The sequence below is a fragment of the Flavobacterium chungangense LMG 26729 genome (assembly GCF_000735715.2).
Lineage (GTDB): Bacteria > Bacteroidota > Bacteroidia > Flavobacteriales > Flavobacteriaceae > Flavobacterium > Flavobacterium chungangense.
Window position 1 is genome coordinate 11,824 of sequence record NZ_JASY01000030.1, and the last position, 19,283, is coordinate 31,106.

Sequence of the window (19,283 nt, forward strand, 5' to 3'; positions counted from 1 at the left end):
TTTAGTGATTGAAAACTGTTCTTAAAGTATTTATTGTTTTTTGATTAAGCTTACATTTCCGTAATTCGAGTTTACGGTGACTTTATTTTGGCCTTTTCTTTTGTTATAACCACTTATTTTTTTTGAAGCAGATTTGTTTTCGGTTAAGGAAATATCTAAAGAATTGTCTTTTTTAATATTTCCGTATTTGGTGTTTATATTAAAATCAAATGTATAATTGGTGTCATACCCCAGATATATATCAGAGTAACCGGAATTAATATTAATGTTATTGGCTTTTTCCGTTATGTTTCCAATATTTATTTTGCTGTAATTGGCATCAATATTTATATTGTTTGAAATTTCGGCAACATTGATTGTTAGATAATTACCGGACCCTGAAAGTGAGTTTATTTTCTGAAATTTAAAACTTCCGTAATTACAGTCATATTTAACGTTTTGACCATCAGAAATAACTAAATCTGTATAATTTGTATCTAAAATCAGATTTCCTGAGTCATTTATTTTTAAACCTGAATAGCGTGCTTCAATTATTCCGTTTTTAATATAATCAATAGCTGAGTTTTGGCAATATTCTATCTGAATGCGATTACTTTGTCCGTTTAATTTCCCAAGCGTAACTTTTCCATATTTACAGGAAATATCAGTATTTGACTCCAAAGCAAGAGCAGTAATATTGCCATATTTATTATTTAATTTTACTGTTCCGCTTTTTGGTATTTTAATTACATAATTGATTTCGAAGCTGTTGCTGCTTCCTTTGCCTTTTAAGGACGAGTTTCCAATTTTGGTAATTGCAGTAACCATCGATTTTAGAGCAGTAATATCAACATCAATGCTTTTTAGCTTTTCGTTAACCCAATTTTCGTTTCCACCGGTAACTTTTATAGTAATATCAAGGTCAATTTTATCTTCATCCCAAGTCGATACAGAGATGTTCCCATATTTGTTGTCGATATCGATTCCCGCGTTCGAATTAACGATATAGGTTTTTTTAATACTTTTTTGCTTTGAGATAAAAGTATCATCATTTGAAAATCCTAAAAAAGGAATTAAAATGAATAAAATCAGTATGTTATAGTGTTTCTTCATGAGTAGAGTTTTTTAAGTTTTCATTTTCTTCAATTCGCTGCAAAACCGTTTGTAAAAAAGATATTCGGGTTTGTAAGTTGCTGATCATGGCATAAATGATTTGTTTGTTTTCGCCGTTTTTCTGAACCTCTTTTATAATTTTTTCATAATCAGCATCAAAAACTTTCATTTGCTTTAAAGCATCATTTATAATTTGTTCATTCTCCGGAGAGCTTTTTTCTTGTAGTTTAACTAATTCATTTTCAATTAAAATACTAAAAATAGAATCTGTTTGTTTGGTCTCTTTTGATGCAAATTTAAATTCCTTAGGTTTTTCATTGTTGTTGTAAAAAACAGATAGACCCAATAATAGAACTATTGAAGCAGCAATCGCCCAAACCGAATAATTCTTTTTCTTAGGCTGTTTTTTGTTCAGTTTATTTAAGAAATTCAATTGATGATTTGTTTTCATTTCCTCTACATCCCATTGGTTTTCAAATTTTTTAAATAATTCGTCTAAATTGTCATTTTCCTTTTTCATATGTCTTCTTCTAATTTTTTTCGTAAACTTTCCTTAGCCCTGCTTAATGTAGTTCTGCAGTTAGGATAACTTATATTTAAGATTTCGCTAATTTCTTCCTGATCATAACCTTCAATGTAAAAGAGCGTCAACACCATTCGGTAATTATCTTTTAAGCCTGATATGGAATCGATTACCTGTTTTACCTTAAGTGAATTCAAATCGATATTGCCAGAAAGAATAGTGTCGTTTTCTTCAATTTTATAAAGTGTTTTGTTTAGGTCTTCCATCTGAAAAGCATTATTCTTTTTATAAAAATCAATGCTGTAATTCACAATGATTTTTTTAAGCCAGGCTCCAAATGCAACTTCCTGTTTATAATCGTTAATTTTGGTAAAAGCTCTCAAAAAGCCTTCCTGCATGACGTCTTGTGCAAAATGTTCGTCTTTTACAATTCTGTAAGCGACATTATACATTGCCTTACAGTAACGATTGTAAATTTCGAATTGTGCTTTTTGATTGTTTTCTTTACAAAGTTTGATTAACTCTTCGATATTTTGATTGGTTGTATTCAAGTAATGATTGCTGGTTTCTTATAAGGACTTCGCTTTTTTCGGTTTGTTACACTTTTGATAAAAATAATTGTATTTTTTTTGAAATGCCTGTTATACTTATATAAAATAGTTTTGGACATTAAAATTTCAATTGCAATGTCTTTGTTTTTGGCATAATGATTGTCTATTTTTATGGCCTAACTTTCAAAGATAATTTTTAGCCTGATTTTATTAAAACACAGCTTTCGTAGTTAGTATTTGAGATTAGAACAAACCTTTTAATGACAAAACGACTTATATATTATTATGTCAAACCATAAAATACTTACTATTGACAATCTGTCACTTCAGGAATTTGACTCGGAGGCAGAATTAATTCCATTATTAACTCCCGAAGATGAAGAGGAAATGAACAATGAAGAGCTTCCACTTTCCTTACCCATTTTACCTTTACGTAATACTGTTTTATTTCCCGGAGTTGTGATTCCAATTTCGGCTGGAAGGGATAAATCAATAAAATTAATCAACGATGCCAATGCCGGTGAAAAAATCATTGGTGTAGTTTCGCAAATTAATGAAGAAGATGAAGATCCTTCTAAAGATGATATTCATAAAATAGGAACAGTAGCCAGGATTCTGCGTGTTTTGAAAATGCCGGACGGAAATGTTACTGTAATTCTGCAAGGAAAAAAACGTTTTGAAATAGAGGAGGTAGTTTCTGAGGAGCCTTATATTACAGCAACTATTAAAGAAGTTAACGAAGAACGTCCTGCAGAGAACGACACTGAATTTACTGCCATTTTAGATTCTGTAAAAGAATTGGCGATTCAGATTATTAAGGAAAGTCCAAACATTCCATCAGAAGCAACTTTCGCAATCAAAAATATTGAAAGCCAATCGTTTTTGATCAATTTTGTTTCTTCTAATATGAATTTGTCGGTAAAAGAAAAACAAGATCTTTTATCGATAAATGGATTGAAAGAGCGTGCTTTAGAAACGTTGCGTTATATGAATATTGAGCTTCAGAAATTAGAGCTTAAAAATGACATTCAGTCAAAAGTTCGTTTTGATTTAGATCAGCAACAACGTGAGTATTTCCTTCATCAGCAAATGAAAACCATTCAGGAAGAATTGGGAGGTGTTTCGCAGGAAGAAGAAATGGACGAAATGGGACAGAAAGCGAAAACCAAAAAATGGGACGAAAAAACGCAGAAACATTTCGAAAAAGAGTTGTCAAAAATGCGCAGAATGAATCCGCAATCGCCTGATTTTGGAATTCAGCGTAACTATTTAGAGTTGTTTTTGGAATTGCCGTGGGGTGAATACTCTAAAGATAAATTTGATTTAAAATTTGCTCAGAAAGTTTTAGATAAAGATCATTTTGGACTTGAAGAAGTTAAGAAAAGGATGATTGAACATTTGGCGGTGCTGAAACTTCGTAACGATATGAAATCTCCAATTATTTGTTTAACAGGGCCTCCGGGTGTTGGTAAAACATCTATTGGACGTTCTGTTGCCGAAGCTCTTGGACGTGAATATGTACGTATTTCTTTAGGAGGTTTGCGTGATGAAGCAGAAATTCGCGGACATAGAAAAACGTATATTGGAGCCATGCCAGGACGAATTATTCAGAGTTTGAAAAAAGCCGGAACTTCAAATCCTGTTTTTATTTTAGATGAAATTGATAAATTATCAAACGGAAATAGTGGTGATCCTTCTTCAGCTTTATTAGAAGTTTTAGATCCTGAGCAAAACAGTGCTTTTTATGATAATTTCCTTGAAATGGGGTATGATTTATCTAAAGTAATGTTCATTGCAACATCAAATAATATGGCTGCTATTCAGCCAGCTTTGCGTGACAGGATGGAAGTAATCAAAATGTCAGGTTATACAATTGAAGAAAAGGTAGAAATTGCAAAACGACACCTTTTTCCAAAACAATTAGAAGCTCACGGATTAACGGCTAAAGATTTGATAATTGGCAAAAAACAATTAGAAAAAATGGTTGAAGGTTATACACGCGAATCCGGTGTCCGTAATTTAGAAACTAAAATTGCTCAGGTAATTCGTAACGCTGCAAAAGCAGTTGCGATGGAAGAGGAGTACAACAAAAAAGTTACTGACGAGGATATTGTAAAAGTTTTAGGTGTTCCAAGATTGGAGCGTGATAAATATGAAAATAATGATGTTGCCGGAGTAGTTACAGGTCTTGCCTGGACGAGTGTCGGTGGCGATATTTTGTTTATAGAATCGTTGATTTCTGAAGGAAAAGGAGCCTTGAGCATTACAGGAAATCTTGGTACTGTAATGAAAGAATCGGCTACGATTGCTTTAGAATATATTAAAGCAAATGCTAAAAAGCTAGGACTTGATTCAACTTTGTTTCAAAAATACAATATTCACCTGCATGTTCCTGAAGGTGCTACACCAAAAGACGGACCAAGTGCCGGTATTGCAATGCTGACTTCTTTGGTTTCTTTATTGACTCAAAAGAAAGTGAAGAAAAGTTTAGCCATGACAGGCGAAATTACCCTTCGAGGAAAAGTTTTACCAGTTGGCGGCATTAAAGAAAAAATCTTAGCTGCAAAAAGAGCTGGTATTAAAGAAATCATCTTATGTCACGAAAATAAATCTGATATTGATGAAATCAAAGCAGAATATTTAGAAGGTCTGAGTTTTCATTATGTGAAAGAAATGAGTGAAGTTCTGGCTCTTGCATTGACAGATCAAAATGTAAAGAATGCAAAACAATTGAAATAAAATATTTTTTATTATTTTAAAAAAGCATTTTTGCATGCTGAAATATAAATTCCAAATTTCAATCTGAATTTTCAGTTTTGGAGTTTGGAATTTTGAATTAGAAGAAAATGAAAGTAGTTCCTCAGCTTTTATACCACCATAAAAATGTTAGAAAAATTATGGTTAACGGTTTGTCTTGTATCATTCATAAAACCATGGATACGATAGATTTGAATACAGACCATTATGTTTCTTCACATGTTTTGTCTGTAGTTTTAAAAGGAACCCTTAATATTGAAACGTATTACGAGGAAGAAAGGTTTTGTGTTAATCAGAATCAATTGGTTTTTATACCAAAAGGAAGGTATATGATTTCGGATGTTCTGCCTGAAAATGGAGAATTCGAGGCTGTTTTTTATTTTTTTGAAGAAAACATTATCAATGAATTTTTGACAAAAATTAATCCGGTCAAAACTTTAGGACCAACCCCTTCCTTGCTTTTGGAATATGCCGAAAATATTAGAATTTTTACAGAATCAATATTGAAAGTATATACAGAGAAAGCAAATAAGGAAGTTGTAAAACTTAAACTTTTAGAATTATTATATTTAATTTATCATTCACCACAACAGAATCATTTAATTCAAATTTTACTTTCCTTAAATACCAGAAAAAAAAGGAATCTCGAAGGATTAATGCTCGAAAATTTTGATAAACCTCTATCTGTTGAGGATTATGCATTTTTAGCAGGAAGAAGTATTTCTTCATTTAACAGGGATTTTCAAAGAAAATTTGAAATACCTCCTAAAAAGTGGATTATTCAGAAACGCCTTGAAAAAGCTGTTGAACTTTTGACCGATACAAATTTAAACATTGCGCAAATTTCGTTAGAAGTGGGTTACGAAAATGTCTCTTATTTTATCAATTTGTTTGGGAAACAGTTTGGTGTTTCTCCGAAACAGTTTCTTTTAAAAAAAAGAGCTGATAAACTTTTGAATCAATATTGATACTTTTGAGAAAAATCTAAATTTTACTTTTTCCTGTCGTTTTATTTTTGAAGAGAATTTAAAAATATTAAAATGAGTAAAGTAAAAGTTAGTCAGACATCAGAAGCGATTGTAAATCTTGATGCCGATAAAGTTTGGAAAAAATTAATTGATTTTGGAGCAACAGAAAAATTTGTACCAGATCTTATTGAAAAAGTAATTTTAGAAGGAAATGGGGTAGGTGCTCTCAGGACAATTTATATAAAAGGCGGAGGTGAGATCTTAGAAAGGCTAACATCAATTAATCGAAATAAATTAGAAATGAAATTTATTATTTTATCGACACCAATGCCTGTGTATAATTATGAAGGTATCTTTCAAATCGATCCTAAAGATGGTGATAAATGTAGTGTGAAGTTCGAATCTATATATGAAGTTGCAATTCAGGAGAGAGAAGAAATTAATACAGTAATTAAAAATTTTCAGGAAACCTTCTTATCAAATTTAGATAAATAGTTATGGTGAAAAATCTAAATTCCGATCTGTAAACCACAGTATCGGAATTTGTTTTTTTATTGCTTCTTTTTTTCTAAAACAGCAAGACCAAACCTAATTTTATCATATCCCATTTTTTCTTCAAAATGGTCAAAATAAGGTTTTAAAGCATTTGGATTTTCAAGTTCAGTCCTGGCTTTTTCTAATTGTAAGACTTCTTCATCCGAAATAAATTGGCTGACATCAATATCAACTCCGTCTAAATATAATTTAGCCAGATGAGAAATAACTGTCGAGAGGCCTAATTTTCTTGTTTTCGCAATTTCTTCTACAGAATTTCCGTTTTCAAACATTTCTAAGGTTGTTTTATAAGTAGCGCTTTCCTTTTTTACTTTAGTATTTGAAACTTTACTCTTTTGAAATTCAATAATCGCATTTATAAATTCAGAACCATATTTTTCGAGTTTTGTTTTTCCAACACCATCAATTGCCAGAAATTCTTCATCACTCATTGGTCGTAAAGTTTCCATTTGCCTTAAAGCTGCATCACTGAAAATGACATACGCAGGAACTTCATCTTGCTTGGCAATTTCATAACGCAATTTTCTGAGGGTTTCAAAAAGTGAGTTTGTGGCAGGTTTCGGTTTAGTTTTTGCTTCCTTAATTTCGTTTTTATCGATTACTTTTTTAACAACCGTCGTTAATTTTACCTTTTCGCCTTCAAACAATACTTTTTTGGCAAAAGGAGTCAGTAAAATTTTGTTGTGCTGATGAAAAGCAATTTCGCAATATCCTAAATTAATTAACTGAATTAGATATTGATTCCAGTCATACCAGGAAATGTCAGCACCAATTCCATAGGTTTTTAATTCCTGATAATTTTTTTCGTAGATATATGCATTTTTTGAACCTCTTAAAAAATCAACAATTACAGCTAAAGGCTCAGATTCTTTTAAACGCGTAATTGCAGATAATGCCTTTTGTGCCAAAATTGTTCCGTCGAAAAATGTTGGCGGATCTTTGCAGATATCACAATTGCCACAATTTTCAGTAACCAATTCCCCAAAATAAGAAAGTAGAATTTTCCTTCTGCAGCTCAATGCATCGGCATATTGTTTCATTCGGTCTAATTTTGCCAGCTGTACATCAGAGTTCAAACCTTCTGAAGCAAATTTTTGTAGTTGAATTACATCGGCATAACTTTCAAACAAAACAGTTTCTGCCGGTAATCCATCACGACCTGCCCGGCCAATTTCCTGATAATAACCTTCAATGTTTTTTGGTAAATTATAATGAATGACCCAACGTACATTCGATTTGTCAATCCCCATTCCAAAAGCAATCGTAGCACAGACTACCTGACAGTCATCATTTATAAATTCATCCTGTGTTTTAGCGCGAACAGTATTATCCAGTCCGGCATGATATGCTTTTGCAGTGATACCGCTTTTTTGAAGCTTGTGTGCAAGTTCTTCAGTAGTTTTCCTGCTTAGACAATAAATGATACCTGATTCATTCGGTTTGTTTTCTACAAAATCAATAATTTGTTTGACACGGTCAAGTGCCGGACGAACTTCGAGGCTCAAATTTTTTCTATCGAAAGAAGCAATAAAAGTCTTTGAGTTTTTTAAATTTAATTGCTTTGTAATATCGGTACGTGTTGCTTTGTCTGCTGTTGCGGTCAAAGCAAGAATAGGAGTAGAGGGGAAGCGGTTTTTTAAATATCCCAGATTAGTATAAGCCGGTCGAAAATCATGTCCCCATGACGAAATACAATGTGCTTCATCAATTGCAATTAGGCTGATTGTTAGTTCGTTAAATACAATGTCCAGGTAAGACAAACTTTCCGGAGCGATGTAAACAAGTTTAAAATTATTCGATTTTAAATTCTCAATATAAAATTGCTGTTCATCACTTGATTGACTGCTATTGATATAACAAGCAGAAATTCCGTTGGTTTTTAAGCTATCAACCTGATCCTTCATCAAAGCGATTAATGGAGAAATAACAATAGTAATTCCCGGCAAAATTAAAGCAGGTAACTGAAAACATATAGATTTTCCTCCTCCTGTTGGCATTATAGCCAGTGTATCCTGACCTGAAAGAATCGTATTTATTATATTTTCCTGATTTGGTCTGAACTTTTCAAAACCGAAATTTTCTTTTAGTTTGGCATGTAATATTTCTGAATTCATTTGGCTTATATTTTTTTCAAAGATATAATAAAATATAATATTTTTCTTATAATAAAAAATATTTCATTTTAGTTTATAAAAAAAAGGAACCCTGATTTAGAGTTCCTTTAATTTATTTAAATATGAATTAATCTTCATCGTCTTCATCATCATCTTCATCACTGATGTCGTCTTTGTCCTCATCATCATCGTCATCATCGTCACCACCATCTGTATCAGGTTTGTCCTGGTTATCATCATCATCGTCATCATCACTATCATCATCAAGATCAATTCCTTTTACAGGTTCGATTGTATCAACATCAAGATCTATATCGTCATCTTCATCATAATTTTCAATTCTGTCAGCAAGTTTTGTACTAATTTTTACTAAATAAATAGTGTCTTCAGTACGAACTTCAACAGCTTCGATCAATTCGTTTTTAGCATTTCTAAAACGGATAACATCCGAATCATCATAACCGTCAGGAAATTTTTCTACCAAAAGGTTTAAAATTTCGTTGGTAAGTTTGGCGTAGTCTACTATAACTCTTTTCATAAATATCCTATAAATCTAATAAGTAAGCAAAAATTAATGGGGCAACAATTGTTGCATCCGACTCAATAATAAATTTAGGGGTTTTAATATCTAATTTACCCCAAGTGATTTTCTCGTTTGGAACAGCTCCGGAATAGGATCCGTAACTGGTTGTTGAATCTGAAATCTGGCAGAAATAACTCCAAAATGGAACATCATGCATTTCCATATCCTGATACAGCATTGGTACCACACAAATAGGAAAATCTCCTGCAATACCACCGCCAATTTGAAAAAATCCGATTCCGTTTTCACTGTTTTTGGTATACCAGTCAGCGAGGAATGTCATGTATTCTATACCGGATTTCATGGTTGAAGCTTTTAACTCTCCTTTAATTACGTATGATGCAAAAATATTACCCATTGTACTATCTTCCCATCCCGGAACAATAATAGGTAAATTTTTCTCAGCAGCTGCATACATCCAGCTGTCCTTTAAATCAATTTCGTAATATTCTTCCAAAACACCGGATAACAACATTTTATACATGAATTCATGTGGAAAATAACGTTCTCCTTTATCATCAGCATCTTTCCAGATTTTGTAAATGTGTTTTTGTAAACGACGGAAAGCTTCATGCTCAGGAATACAGGTGTCGGTAACACGATTCAGTCCTCTTTCAAGTAAGGCCCATTCGTCTTCCGGGGTTAAATCACGATAGTTTGGCACTCTTTCATAATGAGAGTGTGCTACTAAATTCATGATGTCTTCTTCTAAGTTAGCTCCGGTACATGAAATAATCTGAACTTTGTCCTGTCTTATTATTTCGGCAAAAATTTTGCCAATTTCTGCTGTACTCATTGCGCCAGCCATACTTACCAACATTTTAGCTCCACTTGCCAATTGCTGTTCGTATGCTTTTGCAGCATCAACCAGGGCAGCAGAGTTAAAGTGCAAATAATGTTTTTCAATAAACTGACTGATTGGTCCTTTCATTTGTTGTTTGTTTTTTTTTGTTTTTTTGTTTTTTGAATTAAAAGTTACCTTTTTGTGATACTGCAAATTAATAATTTTAAAGTTATTACCTTTTAATTTGCAGATTTTTTTTATGCTTTTTTAGTATAACCTAAAATTTTTAAAACATCGTCAGAAGTTTGTTGTTCTGAGAAAACTTCAGTGGCTAAAATTCCGTTTTCGTCACGATCGATTAAAATATGTTTCGGCTGTGGAATCAAGCAGTGGTGTAAACCTCCGTAGCCTCCAATAGTTTCCTGATACGCTCCCGTATTAAAGAAACCAATATACAATGGTTTTTCTTTGTTGTATTTAGGCAAATAAATCGCGTTCATATTTTGTTCAGAGTTGTAATAGTCATCACTATCGCAAGTCAATCCGCCTAATAAAACCCGTTCGTAAGTATCATTCCAACGGTTCACCGCCAGCATGATAAAACGCTTGTTTATAGCCCATGTGTCAGGTAAAGTGGTAATGAAAGACGAATCAATCATATTCCATTTTTCCCTGTCATTTTGTTGTTTTTGATATAAAATCTGGTAAATGGCACCGCCGCTTTCACCTACAGTGAATGATCCGAATTCAGTAAAAATATTCGGAACATCAACTTCAGCTTCATCACAGGCAATTTTAATCTGATTGATAATTTCATCAATCATATATTGGTAATCATATTCAAATGCAAGTGAATTTTTAATAGGGAAACCACCTCCAATGTTCAGGCCATCAAGACTAGGACATTCCTTTTTAAGTGCAATGTATACTTTGATACATTTTACCAATTCGTTCCAGTAATAAGCTGTATCATTTATTCCGGTATTGATGAAAAAGTGAAGCATTTTAAGCTCTAACTTATCATTTTCCTGAATTTGTTTTTTGTAAAAAGAAACTATGTTTTTGTATCCGATACCTAATCTTGAAGTATAAAACTCAAATTTTGGTTCTTCCTCAGCAGCAATACGGATTCCGATTTTGAATTTTCCTTTGATTTCTGCCTGAAGTAAATCTAATTCTTCATAATTATCGATAATCGGAATAGTATTTTTATGTCCGTTATTGATTAATCTAGCGATGTTGGTAATGTATTCGTCTCTTTTGAAACCATTACAAATAACATAAGTGCTTTTGTTGATTTTACCATTTTCAAGCAAATTTTCTACAATGTTGATGTCAAAAGCAGATGATGTTTCAACATGAATATTGTTTTTGAAAGCCTCATTCATAATGTATTCAAAATGAGAGCTTTTTGTACAATAACAGTAGTAATACTTTGCTTCGTATTTGTTCTTTTCCATTGATTTTCTGAACCAGGCTTTTGCCTTGTTGATATTTTCAGAAATCTGTGGTAAGTAGGTAAATTTTAATGGAGTACCATATTGCTCAACCAATTTCATCAAATCAATATTATGAAATTGTAAGTTGTCTTTGTTTAATTTGAACTCTTCTTGAGGGAAATAATAGGTTTGATTGATTAGGTCAGAATATTTTGTATTCATTTAGCTTTCAATTTAGAATGTATTTTTAATTTAGTAAACGTCTCTAAATCTTAAATTCAAACCCTGATATTGGCAAATACAATTTCCAGTTTTTCGTGTTCTGCCTTTGAACATAAAAAAACGTCTAAACAAAACGGACTTTTACTATTATAAAGACGGTTCAATATTCTTAATAAAGAACTATTGAGACGGTTTCTATAAGAACTAAAATGTCTTTGTTTATTGTTTGTTTTCATTGTGGCAAATGTAAAAAATAATATATACCTAATGCAATGCTTTTTATTAAAAAAATGTTTAAGACTTATAATCCTGAAACGCGTCCAGAATCAATTTATTTTCAACTGATTGATTAATTTTTATTTTCCCGATCCCTTCAATCAATGCAAATTGAATCAGACCATACTCGTTTTTTTTGTCGTGAACGAGTAATTCTAATATTGGATCGATGTCGTTTTCTTCAAATTGGACATCATCATAAATGCCTTTGATAGCAGTTTTGATTTCAGCATATTCTTCAGGTGAAATAAGGTCTTTATGTAAGGAAATGTAGCTTTCCAAAATCATTCCGACTGCAATAGCCTCACCATGTAATAAGGTTGTTTTAGCCTCGCTTTCTAAAAAGTAACTTTCGATAGCGTGGCCTAGAGTATGTCCGAAATTCAATGCTTTACGAATGTTTTTTTCCGTTGGGTCCTGAATTACAATATCATTTTTAATTTCAACCGAGCGGTAAATCAGTTCATCAAAGTCTGCATAGTCAATAGATTGTAAATTTAAAAACTGTCTCCAATACGCAACATCATAAATTAAACCGTGTTTCAGCATTTCGGCAAGACCGGAACGCATTTCGCTTTGTGGTAAAGTTTCTAAATATTGCGTATCGATCAAAACCATTTGCGGCACATTGATTACACCAATTTGGTTTTTAAGATTTCCTAAATCAACACCGGTTTTTCCTCCTACAGAAGCATCTACCATGGATAATAGAGTTGTCGGAATATTGATAAAATCTACTCCACGCTTAAATGTAGAAGCTACAAAGCCTCCCAAATCAGTAACAACTCCTCCACCCAGATTAATTACCAATGACTTTCTATCGGCTCCTAATTCAGTAAGTACATTCCAGATTTGAATACAGGTTTCTATATTTTTATTTGCTTCCCCAGATTCGAATTCTATAATTTCAATAGTTAAATCGGTTTCTAATAAAGGCAAAAATTTAGGTAAACAATGCTCATTTGTTTTATCATCAACTATAATAAAAACATTTGAATATTTAGTTTCCTTTAAGTGATTGTTTAAGGCTTCGTATGCATTTTGGTTAAAATGTACTAAATAATTATTTGCTTGAATAGATTGCATAATTCTTCGGTTAATTGAATCGGCAAAATAAGGCATTTTTAACTAAATAATATTCAAATCCCGATTCTAATTTGTTTTAAAAATAAGTTTTTATAATCGTTAAAAATAAATTTATTTGATCAAATTATAAGTTATTTAACCCTCATTAAGTTCTAATTCCTTCTTATACCAATTTTAATCTGACTCTTCATCTGATTATTTAATGTTATGAATTTTTAAAAATATCGTCCTTTTGTTAAATAATATTCAAAACACTCTTTATCTTTGCCCAAAAACTAAATTTAATGGAAAAAATATTCGACAACACTCAGGTTGCATTTTCGTTAAAAAGCGATACAGAACTTGACAGGGCTTATTTTCTTTTTAAAATGATTGACAGCGAACCTTTGGTAAGGATTGGTACAGTTGTTACCAATTTTGCCATAAAGGCACATCTTCCTGTTGAAGGGCTTATTCGTGCCACTGTATTTGACCATTTTTGTGGTGGTATTAATGAAGACGATTGTATTACAGTTGTTGACAAAATGTTTACCAAAGGCGTTTCGTCTGTTTTGGATTATTCTGTTGAAGGAAAAGAAGAGGAAGAGCAGTTTAATGCTGCACTGGAAATGACTTTAAAAACTATTGAATTCGCCAAAGAACGTCTGGCAATTCCGTTTGCAGTTTTTAAACCAACTGGTTTGGGACGTTTTGAATTGTATGAGAAATTAGGAGAAAAACAAGTTTTAACCCCATCAGAACAAGAAGAATGGAGTAGAGTTGTAGCCCGTTTTGATCATGTTTGCAGTGAAGCACATAAGAAAGATGTGGCATTACTAATTGATGGAGAGGAAAGCTGGATGCAGGATGCCGCCGATGATCTGGTAACTGAGATGATGCGCAAATACAATAAAGAAAAAGCCATAGTTTTTAATACTTTACAAATGTATCGTTGGGATCGTTTGGATTATCTGAAAAGGCTTCATGAAATTGCTAAAAAAGAAGGTTTCTTTATTGGAATGAAATTAGTTCGCGGCGCTTATATGGAGAAAGAGAATAAAAGAGCAGAAGAAAAAGGATATATTTCCCCAATATGTGTTTCTAAAGAAGCGACTGATCAGAATTATGATGCTGCTGTACTTTATATGCTGGATCATTTGAACACGATGTCAATTTTTGCAGGAACCCACAATGAATTGAGTTCATATAAATTGATGGAAATGATGGAACAAAAAGCAATTGCCAAAAATGATAACAGAATCTGGTTTGGGCAATTATACGGAATGAGCGATAACATCAGTTATAATCTTGCAGAAAATGGATATAATGTTGCAAAATATTTGCCTTTCGGACCTGTAAAAGACGTGATGCCGTACCTGATTCGCCGTGCAGAAGAAAATACCTCTGTGGCCGGTCAAACAAGTCGCGAATTGTCTATGATTAAAGCAGAACGTAAAAGAAGAAAAGGGAAATAAAAATTTTCAATATACTACTATCTTAAACAAAACCGTCTCATAACCTGAGGCGGTTTTGTTTTGAGTTTATTTTTTTTCATAACATTCACTTAAAAAATAAAAACAAAGAGTTAATCATAAAGTAACTATTACATTAAGTACAAAATTTTGCTGTTAAATAGATTTGTACCAAATTAAAATTTACCAATATGATAAAATCTTTACTGTTAAATCCACACAACGCTACAATCAATTTTAAGTCAGAATTATTTAATCTCAAAACAGGATTATTATCAATTATGGCAATATTAGGTTTTAGTCAAAATAATGTGGCTCAGACTGTAGATCTTTCGACTTATGTCAGAGTAGGACGATACGATTTGCCGGAGCCAACAAGAACCGCGCATCCGGTGAATAATTTACTGGCTCAGGAAGCTTCAGGAGTAACTTACAACTGGGATACCAATACGCTTTTTATTGTGGGAGATGGAACTACCTCTGTTACTCAGGTATCACTAACAGGACAACTAATCGATACCATGACACTGGCTCAGGGAAGCAGCCCACAGGGAACCGATTTTTATGACTCTGAAGGGATTACTTATATTGGTAACGGTCAGTTTGTAATGACTGAAGAGCGTGACAGACAAGTCGTTTTGTTTACGTATGTTGCAGGAACAACGCTTGCCAGAAGTAATACAAAAACGGTAAAATTAGGAACATTCGTTAATAATACAGGAACAGAGGGACTTTCTTATGATCCGCTTACGAATGGTTATATTGTTTTAAAAGAGATATCTCCAATGGGAATTTTCCAGACAGGAATTGATTTTGATGCCGGAACAGCAACTAATGGTTCGCCTACAACAGATAACTCTGTTAATCTTTTCGATCCTGCATTGCTAGGTTTTTCAGATGTTGCTGATGTTTTTGCTTTATCTAATTTGCCGGCACTAAATGGTCAGTCTTTGTATAACAATTTATTGGTATTGAGCCAGGAAAATGCCAAAGTAGTAAATATAGACCGAAATGGAGTAATTTCAAGTACTTTAACTATCGTGTCAGATCCGGGAAATCCTTTAGATGCTGCTAATCAGCAACACGAGGGAATGACTATGGATCGTAATGGTAATTTATATATTGTCAACGAAAATGGAGGTGGGGATATCGATCACCCGCAGCTTTGGGTGTATGCTCCTTCGGCTTTGCCAAATCAGGCACCTACAGCTGTTGCTTTGGCAAATACAATAAATTCAGTTTTAGAGAATACAACCACTACACCGGCAGTTAAAATTTCTGATATTTTGGTTACAGATGATGGATTAGGGACAAACACCTTATCATTATCAGGTGCAGATGCAGGTTCTTTTCAAATCATTGGTTCAACTTTATATATCAAAGCAGGAACGGTATTGGATTATGAAAACAAAACGAGTTACAGTGTGACTATAAATGTAGATGATACTACTGTTGGCTCAACCCCTGATACTTCAGTTAATTTTACATTGTCAATTACAGATGTGACGAATGAAGTAGCACCAATTGCGGCAGTAAGTATTACAGAAGTAGCGCCCTGGTCCAGCAGCGTTGACTCAATTAAAGCCGATTGGTTTGAAGTAACAAACAACGGAACTACCGATCTGGATATTACAGGATGGAAAGTAGACGATGATTCTAAGACATTTTCTTCAGCTTTAACTTTAAATGGAATCACCACTATTAAGGCTGGAGAATCTGTAATTTTCTTAGAAACAACTGCTGCAAATAATGCAACTGTTATCGCTAACTTTAAATCGACCTGGTTTGGAAGCAATGTACCGGCAGGTTTACAAGTTGGAAGTTATACTGGCGGTTCAATAGGTCTAAGTTCAGGAGGTGATCAGGTAAACTTATTTGATGCGAGTGGAAATCTAAAAGCGAATGTCATTTTTGGAACATCAACAACCAATATAACATTTAATAATGCAGCCAGTCTTAACAACACTACAATTTCAACATTGAGTCAGATTGGTGTTAACGATGGTTTTGCAGCTAAAAATGATGCGAATCAAATTGGTTCTCCTGGAACTACAGGAAAATTATTTATCTCTGAAGTGGCTCCATGGTCAAGCGGAGATAGTCCTGTAGGAGCTGACTGGTTTGAAATTACAAATACTAAAGCAGTAGCGGTTGATATTACAGGCTGGAAAGTTGATGATAATTCACAGTCGCCTGCAGCTGCCGTTACATTAAACGGAATTACCAGTATTGCACCAGGAGAATCTGTAATCTTTATTGAGACTAGTGATTTAGCCGGAAAAACTACGGCATTTTTAAGTAACTGGTTTGGAGCAAATCCTCCGGCAGGCTTAAAAATCGGAAATTACACAGGATCAGGTATTGGTTTAAGCGGAAGTGGAGATCAGGTAAATTTATATAATGGAGTAAGCAGTACTCCTGTAACTTCTGTATTGTTCGGGGCTTCATCTACAGGAACTTTTAGAACATTTGATAATACTGACGGACTTACTACAATAACTACACCGATTACGCAATTAAGCGCAGTAGGTACCAATGGAGCGTTTGTTGCTGCTAACAGCAGTACTGAAATTGGTTCTCCGGGTGTTTTTGTTAAAACAAGCCCTAATTTAGGTATTGAGAATCCTTCAGAAATAAATACTTTTAAAGTAGTGGCTTATCCGGTTCCTTACAGTTCAGTTTTCCAGTTAGATTTAGGAATACTTAGTAATGATAGCGTTGTAATAAATGTATATGACATGAACGGAAAACAGGTAGATGCTTTTGAGTTTAATAATGCTGATGAAGCGCAAAGCCAAAGAATAGGAAATGATTACGCAACTGGTGTTTACAATGTTGTTGTAATTCAGGGAGGAAACAGAAAAACAATCCGTGTGATTAAGAAATAATATTAGAATATTTTCTAAAAGAAGAAGCCGTTTCAAAATAACTTGAAACGGCTTCTTTAATTTTATAATTCTTGATCTTTTAAGAAAAAACAACTGTTTTATTGCTGTAAACCATTGTTTTACGTTCGGCATGCAATTTTATGGCTCTTGCCAGAACAATACGTTCCAAATCACGACCTTTCATTATAAAATCTTCTACCGAATGGATATGTGAAACACGTGCAATGTCCTGTTCAATAATTGGGCCTTCATCTAACTCTTCTGTTACGTAATGGCTCGTTGCACCAATAATTTTCACTCCTCTTTTAAATGCTGAATGATACGGTTTTGCACCAGGAAAAGCAGGTAAAAAAGAGTGATGGATGTTTATAATCTTATTTTCGTAAAGCGAAATCAATCCAGGCGTAATAATTTGCATATAACGTGCCAGAACAATAAAATTAATTTGATATCTTTTTAATAATTCGATTTGCTTAGCTTCACCTTCTTCCTTATTGTCTTTTGTAAAAGGAACACAATGAAACGGAATATCAAAGCGCTCTGCTATAGAACGCAGATCATTGTGATTACTGATGATTAATGGAATTTCAACATTCAACTCACCCGCACTGTATCTTCCTAAAATATCAAATAAACAATGATCATATTTAGATACAAACAAAGCCATTTTAGGCTTTTGCTCCTGATTATACAAGTCCCAGGACATATCAAAATCAGTGGCAATGGTCTGGTTAAAATCATCTTTTAGATTTTCAATTGTAATGTGATGATTGGTTAATTCACATTCTAATCGCATAAAAAATACATTTTGTTCTGTATCAACATGCTGATCGATATAAGTAATGTTTCCTTCAACTTTAGCGATAAAAGTAGTCACTGCTGCAATAATTCCTTTTTGGTCTTTACAGTGAATCAGAATGGTGATTTTTTGCATTATAATTTTTTGGTTAATCGGTTATTTGCTTATTTGTTATCCTGCATAGCAAAAACACTTTTTAACAACGGAGTTGTTCTTGCACTGATATTATTTCGGATTTCTTTTTCTTCTACGGCAATCATTTTAAAAACGCCTGCCAAAGCCTGGTTCGTAGTGTAATCAGTTAAATCAGGATTTACTTTTTTTACCAGCGGAATAGTGTTGTATTTGTTAATAATTTTTGTCCAGATAACATCAGCACCCACTTTTTCAAATGAACTTTTAATTACAGGATTAAATTTTGCGTACAAAGGAGTTGTGGTGCTTCCTTGTAAATAACTTGTTGCAGCACTGTCATTTCCTAACAAAATGTTTTTAGCATCAGTAAAAGACATGTTTTTAACAGCTGAGACAAATATTGGCGTTGCTTCCTTTACGGCATCTTCAGCCGCACGGTTCAATACTTTTATTCCTTCATCTGCAAGAGAACCAAGTCCCACTTTTCTCAAAGTTGCATCTACTTTTTGAAGCTCTGCAGGCATAAGTATTTTTACCGCTTCATTTTTATAGAAACCATCGACAGCAGTCAATTTGCTTACCTGTTGCGTTATTCCTTTATTTAAAGCTTCTTTTAGACCAGCAGAGATATCAACACCCAGATTTGGAATTTGTGAAGATAATTGTGGTAACTGATTTAGTGTTTGTTGTACCTGTGCACAGGAGTTAAGAGAAAATGCCAATGCCAGAAGTATAATCTTTTTCATTAAAATGGGGTTTTTATAAGTTTCAAAAATACTACTTATTCAAAAACAAAGCCACAATTTTATTTCAGGAGCACAAACATTTTGTTTCATAATTAACTTTTGTCCTGCTGTCCGCTAAATTCCGCACAGAAAAAGTGCGGGATACCGCTTCCATCCTTTAGATTTGTTAGGAAGATTTAAAGTAATTTTAATCAACAACCAAACTGACAAAGTGAACCTTCTCTTCTATCAAAGTTTGCTACTTATGCCCTGATTAGGACTTTGTCAGTTTTATTGAATAAGCTTCAGAATAGTAATTAAGGATTTAATGCCTA

At 33.2% G+C, this 19,283-nt stretch carries 15 protein-coding genes; 5 read left to right on the forward strand and 10 right to left on the reverse strand.

The features are described from left to right. Positions 1 to 30 precede the first annotated feature (30 nt). The 3 genes from JE46_RS23120 to JE46_RS23130 are packed head-to-tail and all read right to left on the reverse strand — an operon-like array spanning position 31 to position 2,166. Positions 31 to 1,092: a hypothetical protein gene (locus JE46_RS23120; protein WP_031457666.1), complete on the reverse strand. Its 1,062-nt coding sequence runs from the start codon at positions 1,090 to 1,092 to the stop codon at positions 31 to 33. Further along, positions 1,076 to 1,612, reverse strand: a complete 537-nt coding sequence (locus JE46_RS23125) for a hypothetical protein (protein ID WP_031457667.1) — start codon at positions 1,610 to 1,612, stop codon at positions 1,076 to 1,078. Before JE46_RS23125 ends, JE46_RS23120 begins: the two co-directional genes overlap by 17 nt. Beyond that, a complete protein-coding gene (locus tag JE46_RS23130; RefSeq protein ID WP_031457668.1) occupies positions 1,609 to 2,166 on the reverse strand; it encodes an RNA polymerase sigma factor in 558 nt (185 codons plus the stop codon). The genes JE46_RS23125 and JE46_RS23130 overlap by 4 nt, the downstream gene beginning before the upstream one ends. A 285-nt stretch (positions 2,167 to 2,451) precedes the next feature. On the opposite strand from JE46_RS23130, the gene lon reads away from it, so the two are divergent. The 3 genes from lon to JE46_RS23145 all read left to right on the forward strand — a co-directional run bounded on the left by lon (position 2,452) and on the right by JE46_RS23145 (position 6,386). Next, positions 2,452 to 4,905: an endopeptidase La gene (lon, locus tag JE46_RS23135; RefSeq protein ID WP_031457669.1), complete on the forward strand. Its 2,454-nt coding sequence runs from the start codon at positions 2,452 to 2,454 to the stop codon at positions 4,903 to 4,905. Between the two features lie 107 nt (positions 4,906 to 5,012). Continuing rightward, positions 5,013 to 5,891, forward strand: coding sequence for a helix-turn-helix domain-containing protein (locus JE46_RS23140; RefSeq protein ID WP_051873000.1), 879 nt, complete (start codon positions 5,013 to 5,015; stop codon positions 5,889 to 5,891). A gap of 72 nt (positions 5,892 to 5,963) precedes the next feature. Continuing rightward, positions 5,964 to 6,386 carry an SRPBCC family protein gene (locus JE46_RS23145; RefSeq protein WP_031457671.1) on the forward strand — a complete coding sequence of 141 codons (423 nt, stop codon included), beginning with the start codon at positions 5,964 to 5,966 and terminating at the stop codon, positions 6,384 to 6,386. A gap of 56 nt (positions 6,387 to 6,442) precedes the next feature. Here the strand turns inward: JE46_RS23145 and recQ are convergent, their stop codons facing one another. The 5 genes from recQ to aroB form a co-directional block, all read right to left on the reverse strand. Then, complete coding sequence (recQ, locus tag JE46_RS23150; protein ID WP_031457672.1) at positions 6,443 to 8,560, reverse strand: DNA helicase RecQ; 2,118 nt, start codon at positions 8,558 to 8,560, stop codon at positions 6,443 to 6,445. A gap of 127 nt (positions 8,561 to 8,687) precedes the next feature. Further along, positions 8,688 to 9,098 (reverse strand): hypothetical protein, encoded by a 411-nt coding sequence (locus JE46_RS23155; protein ID WP_031457673.1) that lies wholly within the window; start codon positions 9,096 to 9,098, stop codon positions 8,688 to 8,690. Positions 9,099 to 9,105: 7 nt separating this feature from the next. Continuing rightward, positions 9,106 to 10,074 carry a deoxyhypusine synthase family protein gene (locus tag JE46_RS23160; protein ID WP_031457674.1) on the reverse strand — a complete coding sequence of 323 codons (969 nt, stop codon included), beginning with the start codon at positions 10,072 to 10,074 and terminating at the stop codon, positions 9,106 to 9,108. A gap of 110 nt (positions 10,075 to 10,184) precedes the next feature. Next, the gene (locus tag JE46_RS23165; RefSeq protein WP_031457675.1) at positions 10,185 to 11,588 is read right to left on the reverse strand and encodes a type III PLP-dependent enzyme domain-containing protein; all 1,404 of its coding nucleotides are present in this window, start codon (positions 11,586 to 11,588) and stop codon (positions 10,185 to 10,187) included. Between the two features lie 294 nt (positions 11,589 to 11,882). After that, positions 11,883 to 12,950: a 3-dehydroquinate synthase gene (gene aroB / locus JE46_RS23175; protein WP_031457677.1), complete on the reverse strand. Its 1,068-nt coding sequence runs from the start codon at positions 12,948 to 12,950 to the stop codon at positions 11,883 to 11,885. 284 nt (positions 12,951 to 13,234) lie between these two features. Here aroB and JE46_RS23180 point away from each other — a divergent pair, with 284 nt between their 5' ends. Beyond that, positions 13,235 to 14,404, forward strand: coding sequence for a proline dehydrogenase family protein (locus tag JE46_RS23180; protein WP_031457678.1), 1,170 nt, complete (start codon positions 13,235 to 13,237; stop codon positions 14,402 to 14,404). A 188-nt stretch (positions 14,405 to 14,592) separates the two neighbouring features. Then, a complete protein-coding gene (locus JE46_RS23185; protein WP_051873001.1) occupies positions 14,593 to 17,289 on the forward strand; it encodes an SdiA-regulated domain-containing protein in 2,697 nt (898 codons plus the stop codon). Between the two features lie 79 nt (positions 17,290 to 17,368). Here the strand turns inward: JE46_RS23185 and purU are convergent, their stop codons facing one another. Next, positions 17,369 to 18,223, reverse strand: coding sequence for a formyltetrahydrofolate deformylase (purU, locus tag JE46_RS23190; RefSeq protein ID WP_031457680.1), 855 nt, complete (start codon positions 18,221 to 18,223; stop codon positions 17,369 to 17,371). Between the two features lie 29 nt (positions 18,224 to 18,252). Then, positions 18,253 to 18,969 (reverse strand): DUF4197 domain-containing protein, encoded by a 717-nt coding sequence (locus tag JE46_RS23195; protein ID WP_031457681.1) that lies wholly within the window; start codon positions 18,967 to 18,969, stop codon positions 18,253 to 18,255. Between the last annotated feature and the right edge of the window lie 314 nt (positions 18,970 to 19,283).